The organism is Natronomonas gomsonensis, assembly GCF_024300825.1.
Taxonomy (GTDB): Archaea; Halobacteriota; Halobacteria; order Halobacteriales; family Haloarculaceae; genus Natronomonas; species Natronomonas gomsonensis.
In genome coordinates, this window is the sequence record NZ_CP101323.1 from 2718083 (window position 1) to 2734532 (window position 16450).

Here is a 16450-nt window from a genome sequence, read left to right on the forward strand (position 1 = left end):
TTTAAGCCCGGAACACTTCGACCACCGGTATGGACACCGACGGTCGGAACGTGCTGTTCGTCGTCATGGACACCGTCCGAAAGGACCACCTGACGCCGTACGGCTACGACCGCGAGACGACGCCGACGCTTTCGGCTTTCGCCGAGGAAGCACTCGTCCACGAGGAGGCCGTCGCACAGGCGCCGTGGACGCTGCCCGTCCACGCCTCGATGTTCACGGGGCTGTACCCCGGCGAGCACGGCGCCTCCCAAGAGTCCCCCTATCTCGCTGACGGGACGGCGACGCTCGCCGAAGCGATGTCTGCCGCCGGCTACGCCACCGCCTGTTACTCCTCGAACGCTTGGATAACTCCTTACACCCGTCTGACGAGTGGCTTCGACCAACAGGACAACTTCTTCAAGGCACTTCCCGGCGACACGTTCTCGGGTGCGCTCGCGAACCTCTGGCAGCGCGTCAACGACAGCGACCGCCTCCGTGGCATCGCCGACCGTCTCGTCGAGTTGGGCAACGAGGTCCACGAGTACCTCGCAAGCGGGGAGGGAGAGGACTCGAAGACGCCACAGATAATCGACGACACCATCGACTTCATCGACGACAACGAGGAGTGGTTCGCGTTCATCAACCTGATGGACGCCCACCTGCCGTACTACCCACCTGAGCAGTACCGCGAGGAGTTCGCCCCCGGCGTCGACCCCCACTCGGTGTGCCAGAACTCCAAGGAGTACAACGCCGGCGCCCGCGAGATAACTGATGCGGAGTTCGACGACATCCGCGGCCTGTACGACGCCGAAATCCGCCACATCGATTCGGAACTCGACCGGCTGTTCTCGCATCTGAAGGCCACCGACCAGTGGGAGGAAACCGTCGTCGTCGTCTGTGCCGACCACGGGGAACTCCACGGTGAACACGGCCTCTACGGCCACGAGTTCTGCATCTACGACCCGCTGGTGAACGTCCCGCTGATGGTGAAACACCCCGACCTCTCGACCGGCCGAACCGACGAGCAGGTCGAACTGCTGGACCTCTACGACACCGTCTTGGAGTCGGCCGGAGCCACGGCGGCCGCCGACCGCGTCGGGGCACGTCCCTTCGAGGCGGGCCGGTCGCTGCTCTCCGAAGAGCGAGACATCACCGACGGCGAGTTCGCCTTCGTCGACTACCATCGCCCAGTCGTCGAGTTGAACCAACTGGAGACGAAAGCCGCCGAAGCCGGCATCGAACTCGACGAGGAGTCACGGTTCTACTCTCGGATGCGTGCCGCCCGCCGCCCCGACGGGAAGTACATCCGCAACGAGCGCATCGCCGACGAGGCCTATCGGCTCGATTCCGACCCCGACGAGCGCGAATCGGTCGACCCAGAGGACCCCGTCATCGGCGAGGTGCTGGCGGCGCTGGAGCGCTTCGAGGCGCGGGCGGGAAGCGAGTGGGACGACTCGACGGCTGACGCCGACGGCTCACTCGAGGAGATGGACGAGGAGGCCAAACAGCGGCTGCAGGACCTCGGCTACGTGGAATAGAGCCGTCCGGCTATCGGCTGCTCAGTTCGCTTCGAGGTGGGCCGTCTCCCACGCTCGAAGGAGACGCGCAAGGGTCGTGTTGACCGGCACGTCGACGCCCAGTTCCTCGCCGCGGTCGACGACGTAGCCGTTGATGGCGTCGACTTCCGTCCGCCGGCCGGCGAGGACGTCCTGTCGCATCGAGGAGGTATTTTCGGCGGTGGCATCGGCGACCGCCTCGAGGGCCGCTGCTGCGTCGTCAGCCGAGAGGTCGACCCCGTCGGCGCGTGCGACGGCTGCGACCTCGCGGGCGGCGGTCGTCGCCACGGCGTTGGCGTCGGCGCCCAACAGCGCGCCGTTGTCGATGTCTGCCAGCGCCGTCGTCGCGTTGATGCCGGCGTTGACGGACAGTTTCTCCCAGAGGCGACGCGGCATGTCCGCCGCGACGGCGGTGACGACGCCGGCGTCCGCGAAGGCGGCCCCGACGCGGTCTGCCGCCTCCGAGTGCCCTCCTTTGCGTGGGCCCAGAACCGTCTCGCCGACGCCGGTACAGCGGACGACGCCCGGTGATTCCAGCATCGCACCGTAGGTGCAGGTGCCGGCCAGCACCGTCGCGTCGAGGCGGTCGGCCAGCAGTTCCTCGTTTCCCATGCCGTTCTGTAGCGACAGACACCACTCGAGGTCCGTCCCAGTCAGGGCCGTGGCCGCTTCATCGGTGTCGAAGGACTTCACGCAGATGACGGCGAGGTCGGCTTCTGTCGGCGGCTCGGTGTCGGCGTCGGGAAACACCGTCGTCTCGACGGCCCCCTCGATACGGAGACCGTCCGCTTGGACCCGACTGACGTGGGGGTCGCGTCCGACGAGTGTGACGGCGTGTTCGCGGGCCAACAACCCGCCCAGCAGGCTGCCGAGGCTGCCCGCGCCGAAGACGGCGATGTCCATACCGCTACAACGGGCCGTTACGGTAGAAAAGCGGTCGGTTCCCGCTCAATCCTCCTGCCAGTAGTAGATTTCCTCACTTTCGGCGCCACAGGAGGGACACGTCTCGGGAATGTCGTCGATGTTACCCATCTCGCCGCACTCCCAACAGCGCCACATCAGTGTCTTCTCGCCGGCCTTGCTCTCGGCTTGGCTCATCGTCGAGACGCCTTCGGCGCTGGAGACGTAGAACCCTGAGTCGTCGAACGCACGAACGCGGCCCAACTCCTCGCCGTCGTCGTCGTAGACGGTCTCTCCGAACTGTACCTGTCGCTGTCGTTGCTCGGTTGCCATACACTTTGGTACGTTATCACACACCAAAAAACCGCCGACGGTTCACGCTACTCCGTGGTCGTCTCTTCGAGGTCCTTGTCGCCTTGATGGATTGCGATGCCGTCCTTTGCGACTTTCTCGGCGAGGACGGCGCATTTCACTCGCATCGGGCTGAGGTCGACGCCGAGCATCTCCTCGATATCCTCGCGTTCCATCTCGCGGACCGCCTCGAGACTCTTGCCTCGGAGTTCCCCCGAGAGCATGCTCGCGGAGGCTTGGCTGATGGCACAGCCGTCGCCGATGAAACTGACGCCCGCTATCGTGTCGCCGTCGTCGGCCAGCTTCAGGAACATCTTGATTGTGTCGCCACACATCGGGTTCTCGCCGACGTGTTCGATGTCCGCATCCTCGAGTTCCCCGTAGTTGCGGGGGTTCTTGTAGTGGTCGAGGATTTGCTGCCGATACATATCCGTGCCGGGTCCCATTGTTGTCGAACACGAGGGGAATGACGAGTAAAAGCCCACCGGTCGTGTGAGCCCGTGCCGTGTCGAGAGCGCAAGGTCGAATACCCCCGGGCGTCCACACCGCGACATGAGTGACGACTCCGAGTCGGCAGTCGATGGTTCCTCCGGGGACGAGACCGACCCCGACGACCCGGCGTCGGAGCCTCGCCTCTCCGACGACGGCGTCATCCTCGCGTTGGCCGGTGCCGCGTGTCTGCTCGCCGCCGGAACGGCCTACTCGCTGGGCCAACCCGGCCCCATCGTCGTCTTCGCGGTGCTGGCGGGCGTCCCCGCCGTCGTCGCGGTCGGCGCGGACCTCCTCACCGACTACACCCCGGGGCTCCGACCGCATCTCGTCCTCGGCGTCGCCGCCCTCGTCGGTGCCGTCGCCGCCGTCCCCGGCGAACACTACGTCAACGTCGCCACGCTCGGCGTCGCCTCGCTGATGGGACTCGGACGGGTGTTCGAGGTCGAAGTACGGGGAAAGTCATGACACGTCGTGTTCCACGATAGACCTCAGGTCCTCGTCGCCCCAGCGCTGAAGTGATAACATACTTGGATCATACGGGGTCGGCGTTATACCACTTCGCAGCGACCACGGCATATGGGCATCGGTTGGGACCATTCGAGTAAGACGAATCTATGCGAGTCGCGACGGCGGGGCTTGCGATAATGAACCCCGAGATGTGTATGGAGTGTACGTGTTCGCGAGAGCTCCGATTCCGACCCTCGAACGAGCGCATCGAGTGTGAGTGTGGCGCTGTCTACGCGGTCGCCATCACGAAACTACGGCACGGTGACCGGGAATGATGCCTCGTCGGTTGTTCAGTGCGTGGTGACCATCAGCTGAACAGTTCTCGGGCCTCGTCGACGGCGTCGACGAGTTCGTCGACCTCGTCTTTCGTGTTGTAGAGATAAAACGAGGCACGTGCCGAGGCCGTCGCACCCAACACGTCGTGCAGCGGTTGGGTGCAGTGGTCGCCGGCGCGGATGGCGACGCCGTAGTCGTTGAGGATACTGGAGAGGTCGTGTGCGTGGAGCCCTTCGACGTTGAACGCGACGAGGCCACCGCGGTCGTCGGCCGGGGGGCCGTACACCTCGACGTCGTCCCATTCGGTGAGGCGGTCGTAGGCGTACTCGGCGAGTTCGGCTTCGTGGCGCTGAATCGCCTCCATGCCGATGTCATCGAGGTAGTCACAGGCCGCCGCGAGCGCGATGCCCTCACAGATGTTCGGCGTGCCGGCCTCGAACTTCCAGGGCAGTTCGTTCCACGTCGCGTCCTCGAAGGTGACCTTCAGTATCATGTCGCCGCCGTAGAGGTACGGCTCCATCTCTTCGAGGATGTGTTCTTTCCCGTAGAGGACGCCGATGCCGGTGGGTCCGGCCATCTTGTGTCCGGAGAAGGCGAGGAAGTCGGCGTCCAACTCCTCGACGTCGACGGGGCGGTTCGGAACCGACTGGGCGGCGTCGACGAACATGTAGGCGCCGTGGTCGTGGGCGATGTCGGCCAACTCGGCGACGGGGTTGATGGTACCGAGGGTGTTGGAGACGTGGACGGCGGAGACCATCGCCGTATCGTCGGTGATGAGTTCGCGGGCGGCGTCCATGTCCAGTCGCCCCTCGTCGGTAATGGGGATGTACTTGCAGTCGGCGCCCGTGCGCTTGGCTATCTGTTGCCATGTCACGAGCGAGGCGTGGTGTTCCATCTCCGTGAGTACGACCTCGTCGCCGGGGCCGAGTTCGTTCAGTCCCCACGCGTAGGCGACGAGGTTCATCGATTCGGTGGTGTTCTTCGTGAACACGATTTCCTCGCGGCCGGCCGCCCCGATGAACTCCGCAACGCGGTCGTGGGCCTCCTCGTAGGCGATGGACGCCTCCTGGCTCAGTTGGTGGATGCCCCGGTGGACGTTCGCGTTGTAGTTGCGGTAGTAGTCGGTGATGGCCCCGATGACCTGTTCGGGGGTTTGCGTCGTCGCCGCGTTGTCGAGATACACGAGGTCCGTCCCGTTGACCTCCCGCTGGAGAATGGGGAAGTCCTCGCGGAGGCCCTCGACATCGAGTGGCTCGACCTGGTGGCTCATTACCGGGTAAAACGGGTTGGAGGCTGGTTACTCCTTCGGTCCCACGGGCCGCTATGTGGGGATTGAAGATACAGGAGGTGCATGGTGAGGTGGATGCGTCTCCCGCTCTCCGGTCGGACATCGACGGCCGTAATCTTCGGCTTCGGGGCCTCTCTCGCGGCCGTCCACGCCTACCACGCCCTCTCTCACGAGACGCTGGCTGCCGGAACCGTTCTCGGCGCCGTCGTGCCGTTCGGTCTCGCGGCCGCACTCGCGGCCATCCCCCTCGCGCTGTATCGGAACGACCGCAATGTGGTCCCGATTATCGCGGCGTGGGTCCTCCTCGGTTCGGCCACGCTCGGCGTCGTCGCGAGCGCCGTCGTCGCCCACCAGTTCGTCGAGGGCGTCCTCGTCGCGGAGGCGCTGTTCGTCGTTGCGGCGTCGGCCACTGGTGGCGGATTTCTGGGCGGCATCGCCGGGTGGTACGACGCACAGACCCGGACGCGTGCCGACCTCGTCGAGTCGCTCCAGCAGGCGACGACGGACCTTTCGGCGGCGACGACACAACAGGAGGTGTGTGAACGGGCCGTCGAAATCGCCAATCAGGTCCTCGATTTGCCCGTCACTGGGGTGTGGCTCTACGACGACGAGGCCGACGCGCTCGTCCCTACGGCCGTCGCCAACCCCGGTCAGAAACTGTTCGAGACCCCCCCGACGTACGCTCCCGGGGAGAGCCTCTCGTGGCTGGCCTTCGACTCCGGCGAAATGTCAGTTTACGACGACGTTCGGTCCGTCGACGGGGTTCACAACCCCGACACCGTGATTCGCTCGGAGATAATCATTCCGTTGGGAGCGTACGGCGTGATGAATCTCGGTGCGACGGAACCGAACGCCTTCGACGACCTCGACGTGACGGTGGCGAAACTGCTCGCGACGGCGACGAGGGCCGCGCTGGGCCGTGCCGACCGCGAGGAGGTCCTCCGCAGACAGCGCCACGAACTCGGTCGACAGAACGAGCGGTTAGAGGAGTTCACCTCCGTCGTCAGCCACGACCTCCGGAGTCCGCTGTCGGTCGCCAAGGGTCGGCTCGACCTCGCCCGCGAGAGCCACGACGACGAGGACCTCGAAGCGACCGCCGACGCCCTCGACCGGATGGACTCGCTCATCGAGGACTTGCTCGCACTCGCCAAACAGGGCCGGACGGTCGGTGACGTTCGGTCGGTTTCGCTGGCCGACATCGCCGAGACGGCGTGGGCGAACGTCGAAACCGCCGAGGCGACGCTTTCGACGACCGAGGCGACCATCGACGCCGACCCCGACCGCCTCCGACAACTCCTCGAAAACCTCTTCACAAACGCCGTCACCCACGGCGGCGAGACGGTGTCTGTCCGGGTCGAACCGACCGAGTTCGGCTTCGCCGTCACCGACGACGGCCCCGGCATCCCTTCCTCGGTACGTGAACAGGTGTTCGAGGCCGGCTACACCGACCACGAGTCGGGAACCGGGTTCGGACTCCCCATCGTCCGCCGCATCGCCGTCGCCCACGGCTGGTCCGTCGACATCGAGGAAAGCGAGTCTGGCGGCGCGCGGTTCGAATTCCGGTTCGACGGCGACCCGGCGGAGTGAGCTACTCGGCGTCGGCCAACACGCCGTCGGGAATCTCGATGCCGAGACCGGGTTTCTCGGGTGCGCGAATCGTCCCGTCGTCGTGTTCGAAACCGTCTTCCAGCATGAACGACCACACGTCGGGCGTCCACGGCGGCTCCATCGGGTACTCACACCACGGGCTCCCGACGGCGGTCATCACCTGTAAGTTCGCCGCGAAACCGACGGCGTTCGTCCACGTGTGGGGAACGAACTGGAGACCGTGTTCCTGACCCATCCGCGCGACGTCGACGGCCTGCCTGATGCCCGTCGCCAGCGCCGCGTCGGGCTGGAGGATGTCCAGCGACCCCTGCCGGACGAACTCCCGGAAGTGATGCGTACCGTTGTTGAACTCGCCGCCGGCGATATTGACATCCACGGCATCTCGGAGCCGACTGTATCCCTCGTAGTCGTGGCGATGTAGCGGCTCTTCGAGCCACGCGACGCCGCCGATGTCGTCGAGGCCGCGGGCGAACTCCAAGGCGTCGCCGAAGGACCACTCGATTGGGTCCTCCATCACGCGGACGGCCCACCCCTTGTTCGCGTCGACCATCAGCGTCAACTCGGGGAAGGCCTCCCGCACTCGTCGGACCGTCTCGATGTGGTCGACTTCCGTCACCCGGAGTTTGACGGCCTCGAAGCCCTCTTCGATGCGCTTTTCGACGTAGTCGATTCGCTCCTCGGCGTCCATCAACTCCCCCGTCGAGGCGTACACTGGGATGTCCCGGGCCTGTGCGCCGAACAGTTCGTAGACGGGCTTGCCGGCGTCTTTGCCGATGATGTCCCACAGCGCCATCTCGACGTGCCACGGCCGCGGGCCGACGAGGTTGACCGTCTCCAGTTTGCCGAGAATCCCCTCGACGTTGTGGGGGTCCTCGCCGGTCAAAAACAGCTCCAGCGGCGTCTCGTAGTCGAGGCCGCCCGCGAACGACGGCGAGGCGCCGTAGCCGCTGATGCCTTCGTCAGTTTCGATTTCGAACAACTCGAGTTCGTGAGTCGACTGCGGGTAGCCGGGAATCCACGTCGGATAGAACGGCTCCTCCAGCGCGTGGTCGAGGTGATACTGATTGACACCTGTTATCTGCATAGGTGCACCCCACCGGCGAAGGGCTTGAAACTTCGGCCCCGGGTTGCCGGTTACTTATTTCGTCCGGCCCCACGGCGTGTCGATGTCCGGTCGCTCCCGCCGGGGGCCGGCGTGCAGTTGGACGCTCCGGAACTCGAAGCGTGCGCCCCCGTCCTCCGAGTCGGTGACCGACACCTCCCACCCGTGGGCGACGGCGATGCTCCGAACGACGGGCAGTCCGAGCCCGGTCCCGCCGTGTGTCGAATAGCCGTAATCGAACACGTCGGCCCGGGCGTCGGTCGGGATGCCGATGCCGTCGTCGGCGACGAAAAAGCCGTCCGAGAGCATTCCGATTCGGACGGTGACGCTGTCGCCGTCGCCGGTGGCGTGTTCGACGCAGTTCTGGAACAGTTTCTCGAGTAGGTTCGTCAGTCGTGTCTCGTCGGCGAGTATCCACCCGTCGTCGACCGCCTGAAGCGTCCCATCGTCGGTCTCGACGTTCGCCCACGCCCGTTCGGCGGCCTCCGCGACCGGAACTGGCTCGGTCTCCTCGACGACCTGTCCTTCCTCGCCGAGGGTCAGCAAGTCGTCGACGAGCGTCTCCATGCGGTCGGTCGCAGGGTCGACCTGTTCGAGATACGAAACCTCACCCGTCTCGCGGGCGAGTTCGGTGTAGCCCGTTATCGCGTTCAGCGGGTTCCGGAGGTCGTGGGCGGCGACGCGGGTGAACTCCTCTAAGCGCTCGTTTTGCTCGCGGAGTTGTCGCCGGCGCCGCATCCGTTCGGTCACGTCGCTGACCAACAGAACCGCCCCTATCTCCTCGATGGGGACCTCCCGGGAACGGTACCACCGGTCTGTGCCGTTGGTGTCGAGTTGTGTCGCCTCGCCGTCGTCGTCTGAAAGCGACGCCGGGAGGAGGTCGGATATCTCCTCGCCGATGGGGTCGTCGTCGTCCAGCAGCGGCGCCGCTGCGGTGTTGAAATCGACGAGGCGCCGTTGGTCGTCGAGGACGAACACCGCGTCGTCGATGGCGTCGACGACCGACGACCGAGCAATCGGCGTCAGGTCGGCCAGTCGGGCGCCGAACACCGCATACGCGATGAATACGCCGCCGAGAGCGAACCCGACCGGCGTCGGGTCGACGGGGAGACCGCCGGCGGGTCCGAACACGTAGGCGACGTTCGTTCCCCACGGCAGGGCGACGCCGAAGAGCAACGGGAGCGCCTGTCGCCGGTAGTGACTCCGGTTCCCCGCGGCGAACCGGACGAGGAGGAGGGTTCCACAACCCAACAGCGCGTAACTGTACAGCGAGTGGACCCAAAACCACGGCCCGGCCGCCGCCTCGAAGACGACCGTCCCGTCCGTCACCGACGGTTCGACACCGGCGAAGAACAGCCCATGGGCCGGGTTCGTCGCCAACAGGAGCAACGAGATGGCCGGAACGACGAACAGGCCGGCGAGCTGTTGTCCCGTCACACGTGGCTTCGACCCGGTGTAGCGGACCGTGAAGACGAAAAACAGGACCGCCGTACTCACGACGCCGGCGTACATCACGAGCGTCAGGGCGTACCAGGCGGCCTCCGTCCAGACCATCGTCCGACCGAGCGCGCCGACGGACCACGATAACACCGCGACCATCGTGAGGCCGAACGCCCTCGAAATCCGGCCGGAGTGCCGGTACAAACAGTACCCCGACAGTCCGCCGGCGACCACCATGGCGGCCGCATACCCGACGAGGAACGGCTGTGAGACGGGTGCGGCCAGTGGCATTTACTCGCACACTCACAACCGACTCAAATAATTCTACCGGGCACAACGCCGCCGTCGTGATGTTTGTTCTATATTTCTTAGGTTTCCAGTCCGGAAATCAGAGCCGGAGGTACTGGGCGTGGACCGTCTCCTCGAACTCGAGGACGTTGTCGCTGTCGACGAACCCGTGTTCGACGGCGACGCCGACCGCCCGGTCGCCGACGAGGTTTGCCACTGCCGCCCCCGAGAGGCTGGCGACCACCTCTTCGACGGTCGCCTCCTCGCCGTCGTAAAAGTCCCGTTCGACGGTCAGCGACACCTCGCCGTTCTCGAAGGTTTCTCCGAGTACGTCGGCGTCACAGACGGAGACGAGCGTTCCCTCCTGTGTCGGCCGCTCCCGCAGTAGCATCATCGCTCCCGTGACTCGACGAGTTCTTCCTCGGCGTTTTGTCTGAGTTCCTCGGCCTCTTCGGCGACCTCCTCGGCGCGTTCGTCTTCACCCATCGCCTCGAGTGCGCGTGCTTTCTCCTCCAGTACGTCGGGACTGCGGTGGCCCAATCGGAGCGCGTTGTCGAAACAGGAGACGGCGTCTTCGGCCAGTCCCCGTTCGAGCAGGAAGAATCCGCGGTTGTACCACCCCTGCGGGAACCGAGGGTCCAACTCGACGGCGCGTTCGGCGTGTTCGAGCGCCTGTTCGCTCTGGCCGGACTCCCACAGCGCGTAGGCGAGGTTCGTCTCCGCCGAGGCGGCGTGTTCGGAGTCGTCGTCGATGGACAGGGCCTCTCGGTAGGACTCGATGGCTCGTTGGAACTCCTGTAACTCCGCGTGGGCGGCGCCCTTGTTCACCCACGCTTCCTGTTCGATGCCGTCGTCATCGGCGAAGTTCGCGACGCGCTCGAACGCTTCGGTCGCCTGCTCGTGGCGGTTGATGCGCATGTACTCCAGTCCCACGTCGAGGAGGCTCTCGGCGTCGACCTGGTCGGCCGGAATCTGCCGTCGGTCGAGCGTGTCGGCGACGACTCGAGAGTCCACGGGGTCTACCATCTCGGGGTCGAGGTCGAGTTCCGGCGGGTCGAGGTCGAACCCCTCGTAGGGGTCATCGAACCCTTGGCCCTCTGAGAACTCGTGTGAGTCGTCGGGTTCCTCGTCAGTCATGGCCGGGAGTTGGCCGCGAGCGCGGTTAAGGCCTACGGGCCAGCGATGCCGGCGCTCGGCCGGCCGAACACTCAATCCAGGAGCGCCGAGGATTTCGACTCGTTGTCGTAGCTGACGAGCTCTTCGAGTTCGTCTTCGGTCCCCTCCCGCTCCGTGTTCCAGATGAACTCCTCGGTCCGTATCGCCTCGGCCTGTACGTCGTCGATTCGGGGGATATCGGTCACACCCGAGAACACGACGACTGCGGCCACGCTGTCGGCGTCCGGGCGCGGATAGTCGCCGGTCCGAACCTCCAGACAGCCGGTCCGTTCTTCGAGCCAACTTCGCGCCTCTTCGATACCGTTTCGGTTGAGCTGTTCAGGTGGCCCTGAGACCACCAGCAATGCCCGCTTGGTGCTCTCGAGACCGCAGGGAACCGTGAGTTTTCCGAGCGTCGCTCGACGGACGAGCGAGGTGATTCGCCCCGCCGCGTCGCCCTCGGAGGCGATGTCCTCGTCGTCGGCTTTCAGTCGGTCGAGCAGTCCCGATTGCTCGGCGGTCAGTTCCTCGGCGGCGTAGCCGACGCTCGTGATGCCGCGGTCCCCGAGCGTGTTGATGATTTCGGAGGCGTCGACGACCGATTCAGCGATTGTGTCGCCGAGGGCGTCGAGTTCACCCGCCGAGAACAGCGACCCGAAGCGAGTGACGATTTCGTCGTTAATGGCGGTGTATCCCTCCGCGAGGCTCTCGCCGGTGGCTTTGAACGCGTCGTTGTCGAACAACAGGAGGTTGTCGACGCTGTCGACGAACCGCTCTAGGGAGTCGGCGGCGTTGCGATTGTAGATGCCGCCCTCGCTTTCGGCCGGCAGGATGCCGAGTCCGTAGACGGGCTTGGTGTATATCTCTCGGAGGTGGTCGGCCAACACCGGACTGCCACCGCTGCCGGTCCCGCCGCCGAGGCCGGCGACGACGAGGAACGCATCGACCTCGCTCGTGGCACCGTCGAGGGCGGTCTGTATCCGCTGGAGGTCCGCCTCCGCACACTGACGCCCCAGCGACGGTTCGGTACCCGCGCCGTGGCCGTCGACGACCGTCTGCCCGATGAGCACGCGGTTTTCCTCCGGGACACACTCCAGACTCATGAGGTCGGTCTTTGCGGAGTTCACCGCGATGGCGTGGCTGACGACGCCCGTTCCTCGTTCGAGGTCGTACTCGAGCAGTCGGTCAAGCACCTTACCCCCCGCCTGTCCGAACCCGATTACCGCGAGTTTCATGTGGCTATACCTCCCCAAATCGACGATTGCTCCGTCTCCGTGACTGTTCGATAGTGGTGCGTCATCTGTAAACACACCTTCTGGATGGGCTTTATTTAATATAGATTCAGTTTCGATAAACGAAATCAGTACCTTTCTTTATGTCAAACGAACCGTTCGAAACGGGGTCGATGGCGGCCGAACGCTCCGCGTAATCGCCTTTCAGCGGCCGGTTTCTCGCTTCTCACCCCTCGGCTTTTGGCCGTTCGGTCCCTAACTCCGATATGCGCCTGTTCGTGAGCGTCGACCTCGACGGTCTCGGCGAGGGGGTCGCCGAGGCTCAGGCACCGTTCGCCGACCTCCCCGGGTTGAACCCAACTGACCCCGAGAGTGCCCACGTCACGATGAAGTTCCTCGGAGACGGTCCGGAGGGTGGTCACGACCTCGATGCGCTGTCGACGGCCATCGAGTCGGCCGTCGAAACGGCCGACGTGGGTCCGTTCGACGCCCGATTCGAGGGACTGGGTGTCTTCCCGTCGCTGGAGTACATCAGCGTCGTCTGGCTCGGCGTCGAAACGGGAAGCACCGAACTCACGACGCTCCACGAGGCGCTGGAGGCCGAAACGACTGCCCTCGGCTACGACGCCGAATCCCACGAGTTCACTCCACACGTCACGCTGGCACGGATGGACCACGCCGCCGCAAAGGAGACGGTCCAGGAGGCAGTCGAGGAAACCCACCCCGAAGTCGGAACGCTCCGCGTCGAGGAACTCCGTCTCACCGAGAGTACGCTGACGCCAGACGGCCCCGAATACGAGACCGCCGAGCGGTTCCCGCTGTGACCCGACGGCCTCGATGGTGAGTGAAACGGCTGTTTGTCCCTCACGAACGCTGATGTCGGCGGCGAACGACCGGCCCACATGAATCGAGTGACGGAGATGGCGACGAGCGCGCTGGCGGCGTTCTGTGTCGGTGTCGCCGTCTGGCCGCCGTGGAGTGAGGCCCTTTACTGGTCGGCGGTGGCCGATGCGGTCGGTACGATACCGACCCTTGCCGTCGTGTTCGCGGTGTGTGCGGTGGCCGGGGGCGCTGCCGCCCGTCTCGGGCTCTCCCTCGAGTCGCTCACCGCCGGCGGCGCCATCGCGTACGCCCTCGGGATGGCCGGTATCGAGGCCACGATGTCGCCGGACAGCCCCGTTCACTTCCTGCTGTACGCCGCGCTCCTCGGCTGTTTCCTCCTCGGTGCGTTGGCCACCAGCGCCGGCGTCGGCGAGGCCATCTCACGACGCCTCGCCGATGGGTGAAGCGGTTGACTCTCGCACATCTCGTATGTCGTCACTCGCGCTGCTCGCTCGAACTCCCTTCGGTCGTCCTCGCAGCCTCCACGGCTCACTACGTTCGCCGTTCCGGTACGAGACCACTCCCTGCGGTCGGCGCCTCGCACTCAAAGGAACAAGAATTTAAACACCGCGAGGGAACACAGCGACACTATGAGCAAGAAGTCGAAGGCCAAAAAGAAGCGGCTGGCCAAACTGGAGAACCAGAACAGCCGCGTCCCCGCGTGGGTCATCATGAAGACCGACCGCGACACGCTGCGCAACCACAAGCGCCGCAACTGGCGTCGGAGTGACACGGACGAATGAGCGCCGAATTCGACGAGCGCGTCATGACGGTCCCGCTCCGAGACATCCTCGCGGAGTCGAAGGGCCAGCGCGCCGATAAGGCGATGAGCCTCGTTCGCTCGCATCTCGCACAGCACTTCAACGTTGAGGAAGACGCCGTCCGTCTGGACCCCTCCATCAACGAGGAAATCTGGTCGCGCGGCCGCTCGAAACCGCCGAAGAAAGTCCGCGTCCGGGCCGCCCGCTTCGAGGAGGAGGGCGAGGCCGTCGTGGAAGCCGAAACCGCATAACGTGCTCCGCGCGGCCCTCTCCGGCTCCTCCTATGTCGGCGTCTTCGCGCGGGCCACGGACGACTGTCTGCTCGTTCGTCCAGACATCGAGGAGTCCCTACGCGAGGACTTCGAGGACGAACTCGACGTTTCCGCCGTCCCGACGACCATCGCCGGCTCCTCGACGGTCGGTGCCCTCGCTGTCGGCAACGAGAACGGCCTGCTCGTCAGCCAGCGGGCCACCGACCGCGAGTGCGACCGCATCGAGGAGGCGACGGACCTCCCGGTCGTCGAACTCCCGGGCCGCATCAACGCCGCCGGCAACGTCGTGTTGGCGAACGACACGGGTGCGTACGTCCACCCCGACCTCCCGAGGAAGGCGATTCGGGCCGTCGAGGACGCCCTCGACGTGCCGGTCGAACGCGGGATGCTCGCGGACGTCCGAACGGTCGGCACCGCCGCCGTCGTCACCAACGATGGCGTACTGTGTCACCCGAAGACGACCGACGAGGAACTCGACGCCTTAGAGGACGTCTTCGGCGTCTACGCCGACATCGGGACGGTCAACTACGGCGGACCGCTGGTCGGTTCGGGCCTCGTCGCCAACTCCGCCGGCTACATCGTCGGCGAGGACACGACCGGACCGGAGTTGGGCCGCATCGACGACGCCCTCGGCTTCATCGACTGACGCCGGGATTCAGAACTCCGACCCGAGCGTCGACTCGTTTTCCAGTTCCGGCACGACGCCCTCCAGCATCGACTCCCGGTAGAAGTACGCGAACAACAAAAACGGGATGAAGACGGCGAACGGCTGGACGAGGATGAGAAGCGGGAACGCCAGCAGAATCCCGACGACGGTGATGAGCAGGACGAGGAACACCAACATCATCGCGAGGGTGATTCCGAACGTCGCGAGGAAGCCGAAGAGGAGTGCCTTCAGGTAGTTCGTCGTCTTGACGAACTCCAGAAACCGGAGGCCGCTGTAGGTTCGGGTGACGCTTCCGGTCGCCATGAACGTCGGCAGGACGCCGCCGCCGACGTACAGCGTCGCCAGATACAGCGGTATCGCCAGCAGCATCACCGACGGCGCATCGAGGGCGGTCGACAGACCGACCGGAACCGCGATTGCGATGAGCATCGCGATGAACACCGGTATCCCGACGACCGAAATCAGTAAGCCGTCGACGAACAGTCCGCCCCAGTCGCCGTACTCAGGTGGCCGATGGTCGCCACGGATGGCCGCCCGCCCGAGTCGGTAGGCGTAGCCGTAGACGAACACGAACGGAAAGATGACCAATCCTGCCAGAAACAGCAGTCCGGCGCTTATGAGCATCTGCTCCCAGCCGTCGGCGACGGGGTAGGTGAGTGCGAACCCCAGCGGGCCCTTCTCGAAGTAGTCTTCCCCGTCGTCGGCTTCTGTGGGCCGTGCCGTTTGCGGCCCCGAATGACCCTCTGGCGTTTCGGCGGGTTCGCCCCACCCCGAGGCGTCGGCGCCGCTGCCGGTCTCTCGCTCCGTTCCCCACTGGTCGCGGTCCGTCGACGGTTGGACGAGTTCGGACCCACAATCGGGACAGTACCGCCCATCGTCGACGGTCTTGTCGCACTGTTGGCAGTATGGCATGGGTGACACTGTTGGACGACGATGTTAACCGTTCGGGTCGTATCGCGCGTCCGACCGCAGGACGGCGAACCGTTTTGTCGGTTTTAGCCATCGAGCCCTCGGAGGGAAGATGAGGAAGATACTTCCCGCTCGCGCGTCGTATCCCGTAGTATGAGTGAGTTTACTGTCACGGGAACGTTCCCTGCTCGATTCGGCGAGCAGGCCTTCGAGAAGACGCTTGATGCGCCGAACGAAAACGTCGCGGTCGAGCACGTGTACACCCAGTTCGGCTCCCAACACGGCCTGAAGCGCACGCAGATTTCCATCGACGAGGTGTCGGCATGAGCCTCGGTGGTGGCGGTGGCGGCGGTGCGATGCAGCAGCTCCAACAGCAGCTACAGGCGCTCGAAGAGGAGAAAGAGGCCATCGAGGCCGAAATTCAGGGCGTCCGCGACGAGCAGTCCGAAATCGACGAGGCCATCGAGGCCATCGAGACGCTCGACAGCGACTCGACGGTGCAGGTCCCGCTCGGCGGCGGCGCCTACGTCCGTGCCGAAATCGCCGACATCGACGAAATCGTCGTCAGCCTCGGTGGCGGCTACGCGGCCGAACGAGACAGCGAGGGCGCAGTCGAATCCCTGAAGCGGAAGAAGGACACCCTCGACGAGCGCATCGAGGAACTCGAAGCGGAAATCGAGGAGGTCGAATCCGAATCCGAGGACCTCGAAGAGCGAGCCCAGCAGATGCAGCAACAGCAGATGCAGCAGATGCAGCAGCAGATGTCCCAGCAGGACGACGAGTAA

Annotated in this window: 21 protein-coding genes; 11 read left to right on the forward strand and 10 right to left on the reverse strand. The window is 65.1% G+C overall.

The annotated features are described in order from the left end of the window. Window positions 1-29 precede the first annotated feature (29 nt). Entirely contained in the window at window positions 30-1517 is a 1488-nt protein-coding gene (locus NMP98_RS14495) for a sulfatase (RefSeq protein ID WP_254858583.1), read from the forward strand. A 21-nt stretch (window positions 1518-1538) separates the two neighbouring features. Here NMP98_RS14495 and NMP98_RS14500 read toward each other — a convergent pair whose 3' ends face one another. The 3 genes from NMP98_RS14500 to sufU are packed head-to-tail and all read right to left on the reverse strand — an operon-like array spanning window position 1539 to window position 3232. Further along, window positions 1539-2438: a ketopantoate reductase family protein gene (locus NMP98_RS14500; protein ID WP_254858584.1), complete on the reverse strand. Its 900-nt coding sequence runs from the start codon at window positions 2436-2438 to the stop codon at window positions 1539-1541. Between the two features lie 45 nt (window positions 2439-2483). Beyond that, on the reverse strand, window positions 2484-2768 hold the full coding sequence (locus NMP98_RS14505) for a DUF7130 family rubredoxin-like protein (protein ID WP_254858585.1): 285 nt from the start codon (window positions 2766-2768) through the stop codon (window positions 2484-2486). Between the two features lie 47 nt (window positions 2769-2815). Further along, complete coding sequence (sufU, locus tag NMP98_RS14510; RefSeq protein WP_254858586.1) at window positions 2816-3232, reverse strand: Fe-S cluster assembly sulfur transfer protein SufU; 417 nt, start codon at window positions 3230-3232, stop codon at window positions 2816-2818. A gap of 106 nt (window positions 3233-3338) precedes the next feature. Between sufU and NMP98_RS14515 the strand changes: the two genes are divergently transcribed. Together NMP98_RS14515 and NMP98_RS14520 are read left to right on the forward strand one after the other, a co-directional pair. Further along, window positions 3339-3743 (forward strand): hypothetical protein, encoded by a 405-nt coding sequence (locus NMP98_RS14515; protein WP_254858587.1) that lies wholly within the window; start codon window positions 3339-3341, stop codon window positions 3741-3743. A gap of 149 nt (window positions 3744-3892) precedes the next feature. After that, entirely contained in the window at window positions 3893-4060 is a 168-nt protein-coding gene (locus NMP98_RS14520; RefSeq protein ID WP_254858588.1) for a hypothetical protein, read from the forward strand. Window positions 4061-4092: 32 nt separating this feature from the next. Here NMP98_RS14520 and NMP98_RS14525 read toward each other — a convergent pair whose 3' ends face one another. Continuing rightward, window positions 4093-5331: an aminotransferase class V-fold PLP-dependent enzyme gene (locus NMP98_RS14525; protein ID WP_254858589.1), complete on the reverse strand. Its 1239-nt coding sequence runs from the start codon at window positions 5329-5331 to the stop codon at window positions 4093-4095. A 93-nt stretch (window positions 5332-5424) separates the two neighbouring features. Here NMP98_RS14525 and NMP98_RS14530 point away from each other — a divergent pair, with 93 nt between their 5' ends. Then, window positions 5425-6936, forward strand: coding sequence for a sensor histidine kinase (locus NMP98_RS14530; RefSeq protein ID WP_254861330.1), 1512 nt, complete (start codon window positions 5425-5427; stop codon window positions 6934-6936). Window position 6937: 1 nt separating this feature from the next. On the opposite strand, the gene NMP98_RS14535 is transcribed toward NMP98_RS14530, so the two are convergent. From NMP98_RS14535 to NMP98_RS14555, 5 genes are all read right to left on the reverse strand, one after another. Further along, window positions 6938-8041 (reverse strand): mandelate racemase/muconate lactonizing enzyme family protein, encoded by a 1104-nt coding sequence (locus NMP98_RS14535; protein ID WP_254858590.1) that lies wholly within the window; start codon window positions 8039-8041, stop codon window positions 6938-6940. A 54-nt stretch (window positions 8042-8095) separates the two neighbouring features. After that, a complete protein-coding gene (locus NMP98_RS14540; protein ID WP_254858591.1) occupies window positions 8096-9790 on the reverse strand; it encodes a sensor histidine kinase in 1695 nt (564 codons plus the stop codon). Between the two features lie 97 nt (window positions 9791-9887). Next, the gene (locus NMP98_RS14545; protein WP_254861331.1) at window positions 9888-10178 is read right to left on the reverse strand and encodes a DUF424 domain-containing protein; all 291 of its coding nucleotides are present in this window, start codon (window positions 10176-10178) and stop codon (window positions 9888-9890) included. Beyond that, on the reverse strand, window positions 10178-10924 hold the full coding sequence (locus NMP98_RS14550) for a tetratricopeptide repeat protein (protein ID WP_254858592.1): 747 nt from the start codon (window positions 10922-10924) through the stop codon (window positions 10178-10180). Before NMP98_RS14550 ends, NMP98_RS14545 begins: the two co-directional genes overlap by 1 nt. A 71-nt stretch (window positions 10925-10995) precedes the next feature. Next, window positions 10996-12177 carry a tubulin/FtsZ family protein gene (locus NMP98_RS14555; protein ID WP_254858593.1) on the reverse strand — a complete coding sequence of 394 codons (1182 nt, stop codon included), beginning with the start codon at window positions 12175-12177 and terminating at the stop codon, window positions 10996-10998. A 263-nt stretch (window positions 12178-12440) separates the two neighbouring features. Between NMP98_RS14555 and thpR the strand changes: the two genes are divergently transcribed. The 5 genes from thpR (at window position 12441) to NMP98_RS14580 (ending at window position 14735) form a co-directional block, all read left to right on the forward strand. After that, window positions 12441-12998, forward strand: a complete 558-nt coding sequence (gene thpR / locus NMP98_RS14560; protein WP_254858594.1) for an RNA 2',3'-cyclic phosphodiesterase — start codon at window positions 12441-12443, stop codon at window positions 12996-12998. Between the two features lie 78 nt (window positions 12999-13076). Next, entirely contained in the window at window positions 13077-13460 is a 384-nt protein-coding gene (locus NMP98_RS14565) for a hypothetical protein (RefSeq protein WP_254858595.1), read from the forward strand. A gap of 186 nt (window positions 13461-13646) precedes the next feature. Continuing rightward, window positions 13647-13799: a 50S ribosomal protein L39e gene (locus tag NMP98_RS14570; RefSeq protein ID WP_156709617.1), complete on the forward strand. Its 153-nt coding sequence runs from the start codon at window positions 13647-13649 to the stop codon at window positions 13797-13799. Continuing rightward, window positions 13796-14068: a 50S ribosomal protein L31e gene (locus tag NMP98_RS14575; RefSeq protein WP_156709616.1), complete on the forward strand. Its 273-nt coding sequence runs from the start codon at window positions 13796-13798 to the stop codon at window positions 14066-14068. Before NMP98_RS14570 ends, NMP98_RS14575 begins: the two co-directional genes overlap by 4 nt. 1 nt (window position 14069) lies before the next feature. Beyond that, complete coding sequence (locus NMP98_RS14580) at window positions 14070-14735, forward strand: translation initiation factor IF-6 (RefSeq protein WP_254858596.1); 666 nt, start codon at window positions 14070-14072, stop codon at window positions 14733-14735. A 9-nt stretch (window positions 14736-14744) separates the two neighbouring features. On the opposite strand, the gene NMP98_RS14585 is transcribed toward NMP98_RS14580, so the two are convergent. Further along, entirely contained in the window at window positions 14745-15668 is a 924-nt protein-coding gene (locus NMP98_RS14585) for a DUF4013 domain-containing protein (protein WP_254858597.1), read from the reverse strand. A gap of 150 nt (window positions 15669-15818) precedes the next feature. Between NMP98_RS14585 and rpl18a the strand changes: the two genes are divergently transcribed. Next, window positions 15819-15992: a 50S ribosomal protein L18Ae gene (gene rpl18a, locus NMP98_RS14590; RefSeq protein ID WP_156709614.1), complete on the forward strand. Its 174-nt coding sequence runs from the start codon at window positions 15819-15821 to the stop codon at window positions 15990-15992. Further along, a complete protein-coding gene (pfdA, locus tag NMP98_RS14595) occupies window positions 15989-16450 on the forward strand; it encodes a prefoldin subunit alpha (protein ID WP_254858598.1) in 462 nt (153 codons plus the stop codon). The genes rpl18a and pfdA overlap by 4 nt, the downstream gene beginning before the upstream one ends.

Bases quoted from the DNA above. Each gene is read 5' to 3' on its own strand.
- NMP98_RS14555 (WP_254858593.1), bottom strand. From the start codon at position 12,177: ATGAAACTCGCGGTAATCGGGTTCGGACAGGCGGGGGGTAAGGTGCTT.
- NMP98_RS14535 (WP_254858590.1), bottom strand. From the start codon at position 8,041: ATGCAGATAACAGGTGTCAATCAGTATCACCTCGACCACGCGCTGGAG.
- NMP98_RS14575 (WP_156709616.1), top strand. From the start codon at position 13,796: ATGAGCGCCGAATTCGACGAGCGCGTCATGACGGTCCCGCTCCGAGAC.
- NMP98_RS14495 (WP_254858583.1), top strand. From the start codon at position 30: ATGGACACCGACGGTCGGAACGTGCTGTTCGTCGTCATGGACACCGTC.
- NMP98_RS14530 (WP_254861330.1), top strand. From the start codon at position 5,425: ATGCGTCTCCCGCTCTCCGGTCGGACATCGACGGCCGTAATCTTCGGC.
- NMP98_RS14570 (WP_156709617.1), top strand. From the start codon at position 13,647: ATGAGCAAGAAGTCGAAGGCCAAAAAGAAGCGGCTGGCCAAACTGGAG.
- NMP98_RS14540 (WP_254858591.1), bottom strand. From the start codon at position 9,790: ATGCCACTGGCCGCACCCGTCTCACAGCCGTTCCTCGTCGGGTATGCG.
- NMP98_RS14515 (WP_254858587.1), top strand. From the start codon at position 3,339: ATGAGTGACGACTCCGAGTCGGCAGTCGATGGTTCCTCCGGGGACGAG.
- rpl18a (WP_156709614.1), top strand. From the start codon at position 15,819: ATGAGTGAGTTTACTGTCACGGGAACGTTCCCTGCTCGATTCGGCGAG.
- pfdA (WP_254858598.1), top strand. From the start codon at position 15,989: ATGAGCCTCGGTGGTGGCGGTGGCGGCGGTGCGATGCAGCAGCTCCAA.
- NMP98_RS14545 (WP_254861331.1), bottom strand. From the start codon at position 10,178: ATGCTACTGCGGGAGCGGCCGACACAGGAGGGAACGCTCGTCTCCGTC.
- NMP98_RS14585 (WP_254858597.1), bottom strand. From the start codon at position 15,668: ATGCCATACTGCCAACAGTGCGACAAGACCGTCGACGATGGGCGGTAC.
- NMP98_RS14550 (WP_254858592.1), bottom strand. From the start codon at position 10,924: ATGACTGACGAGGAACCCGACGACTCACACGAGTTCTCAGAGGGCCAA.
- NMP98_RS14525 (WP_254858589.1), bottom strand. From the start codon at position 5,331: ATGAGCCACCAGGTCGAGCCACTCGATGTCGAGGGCCTCCGCGAGGAC.
- NMP98_RS14505 (WP_254858585.1), bottom strand. From the start codon at position 2,768: ATGGCAACCGAGCAACGACAGCGACAGGTACAGTTCGGAGAGACCGTC.
- NMP98_RS14565 (WP_254858595.1), top strand. From the start codon at position 13,077: ATGAATCGAGTGACGGAGATGGCGACGAGCGCGCTGGCGGCGTTCTGT.
- sufU (WP_254858586.1), bottom strand. From the start codon at position 3,232: ATGGGACCCGGCACGGATATGTATCGGCAGCAAATCCTCGACCACTAC.
- NMP98_RS14520 (WP_254858588.1), top strand. From the start codon at position 3,893: ATGCGAGTCGCGACGGCGGGGCTTGCGATAATGAACCCCGAGATGTGT.
- thpR (WP_254858594.1), top strand. From the start codon at position 12,441: ATGCGCCTGTTCGTGAGCGTCGACCTCGACGGTCTCGGCGAGGGGGTC.
- NMP98_RS14500 (WP_254858584.1), bottom strand. From the start codon at position 2,438: ATGGACATCGCCGTCTTCGGCGCGGGCAGCCTCGGCAGCCTGCTGGGC.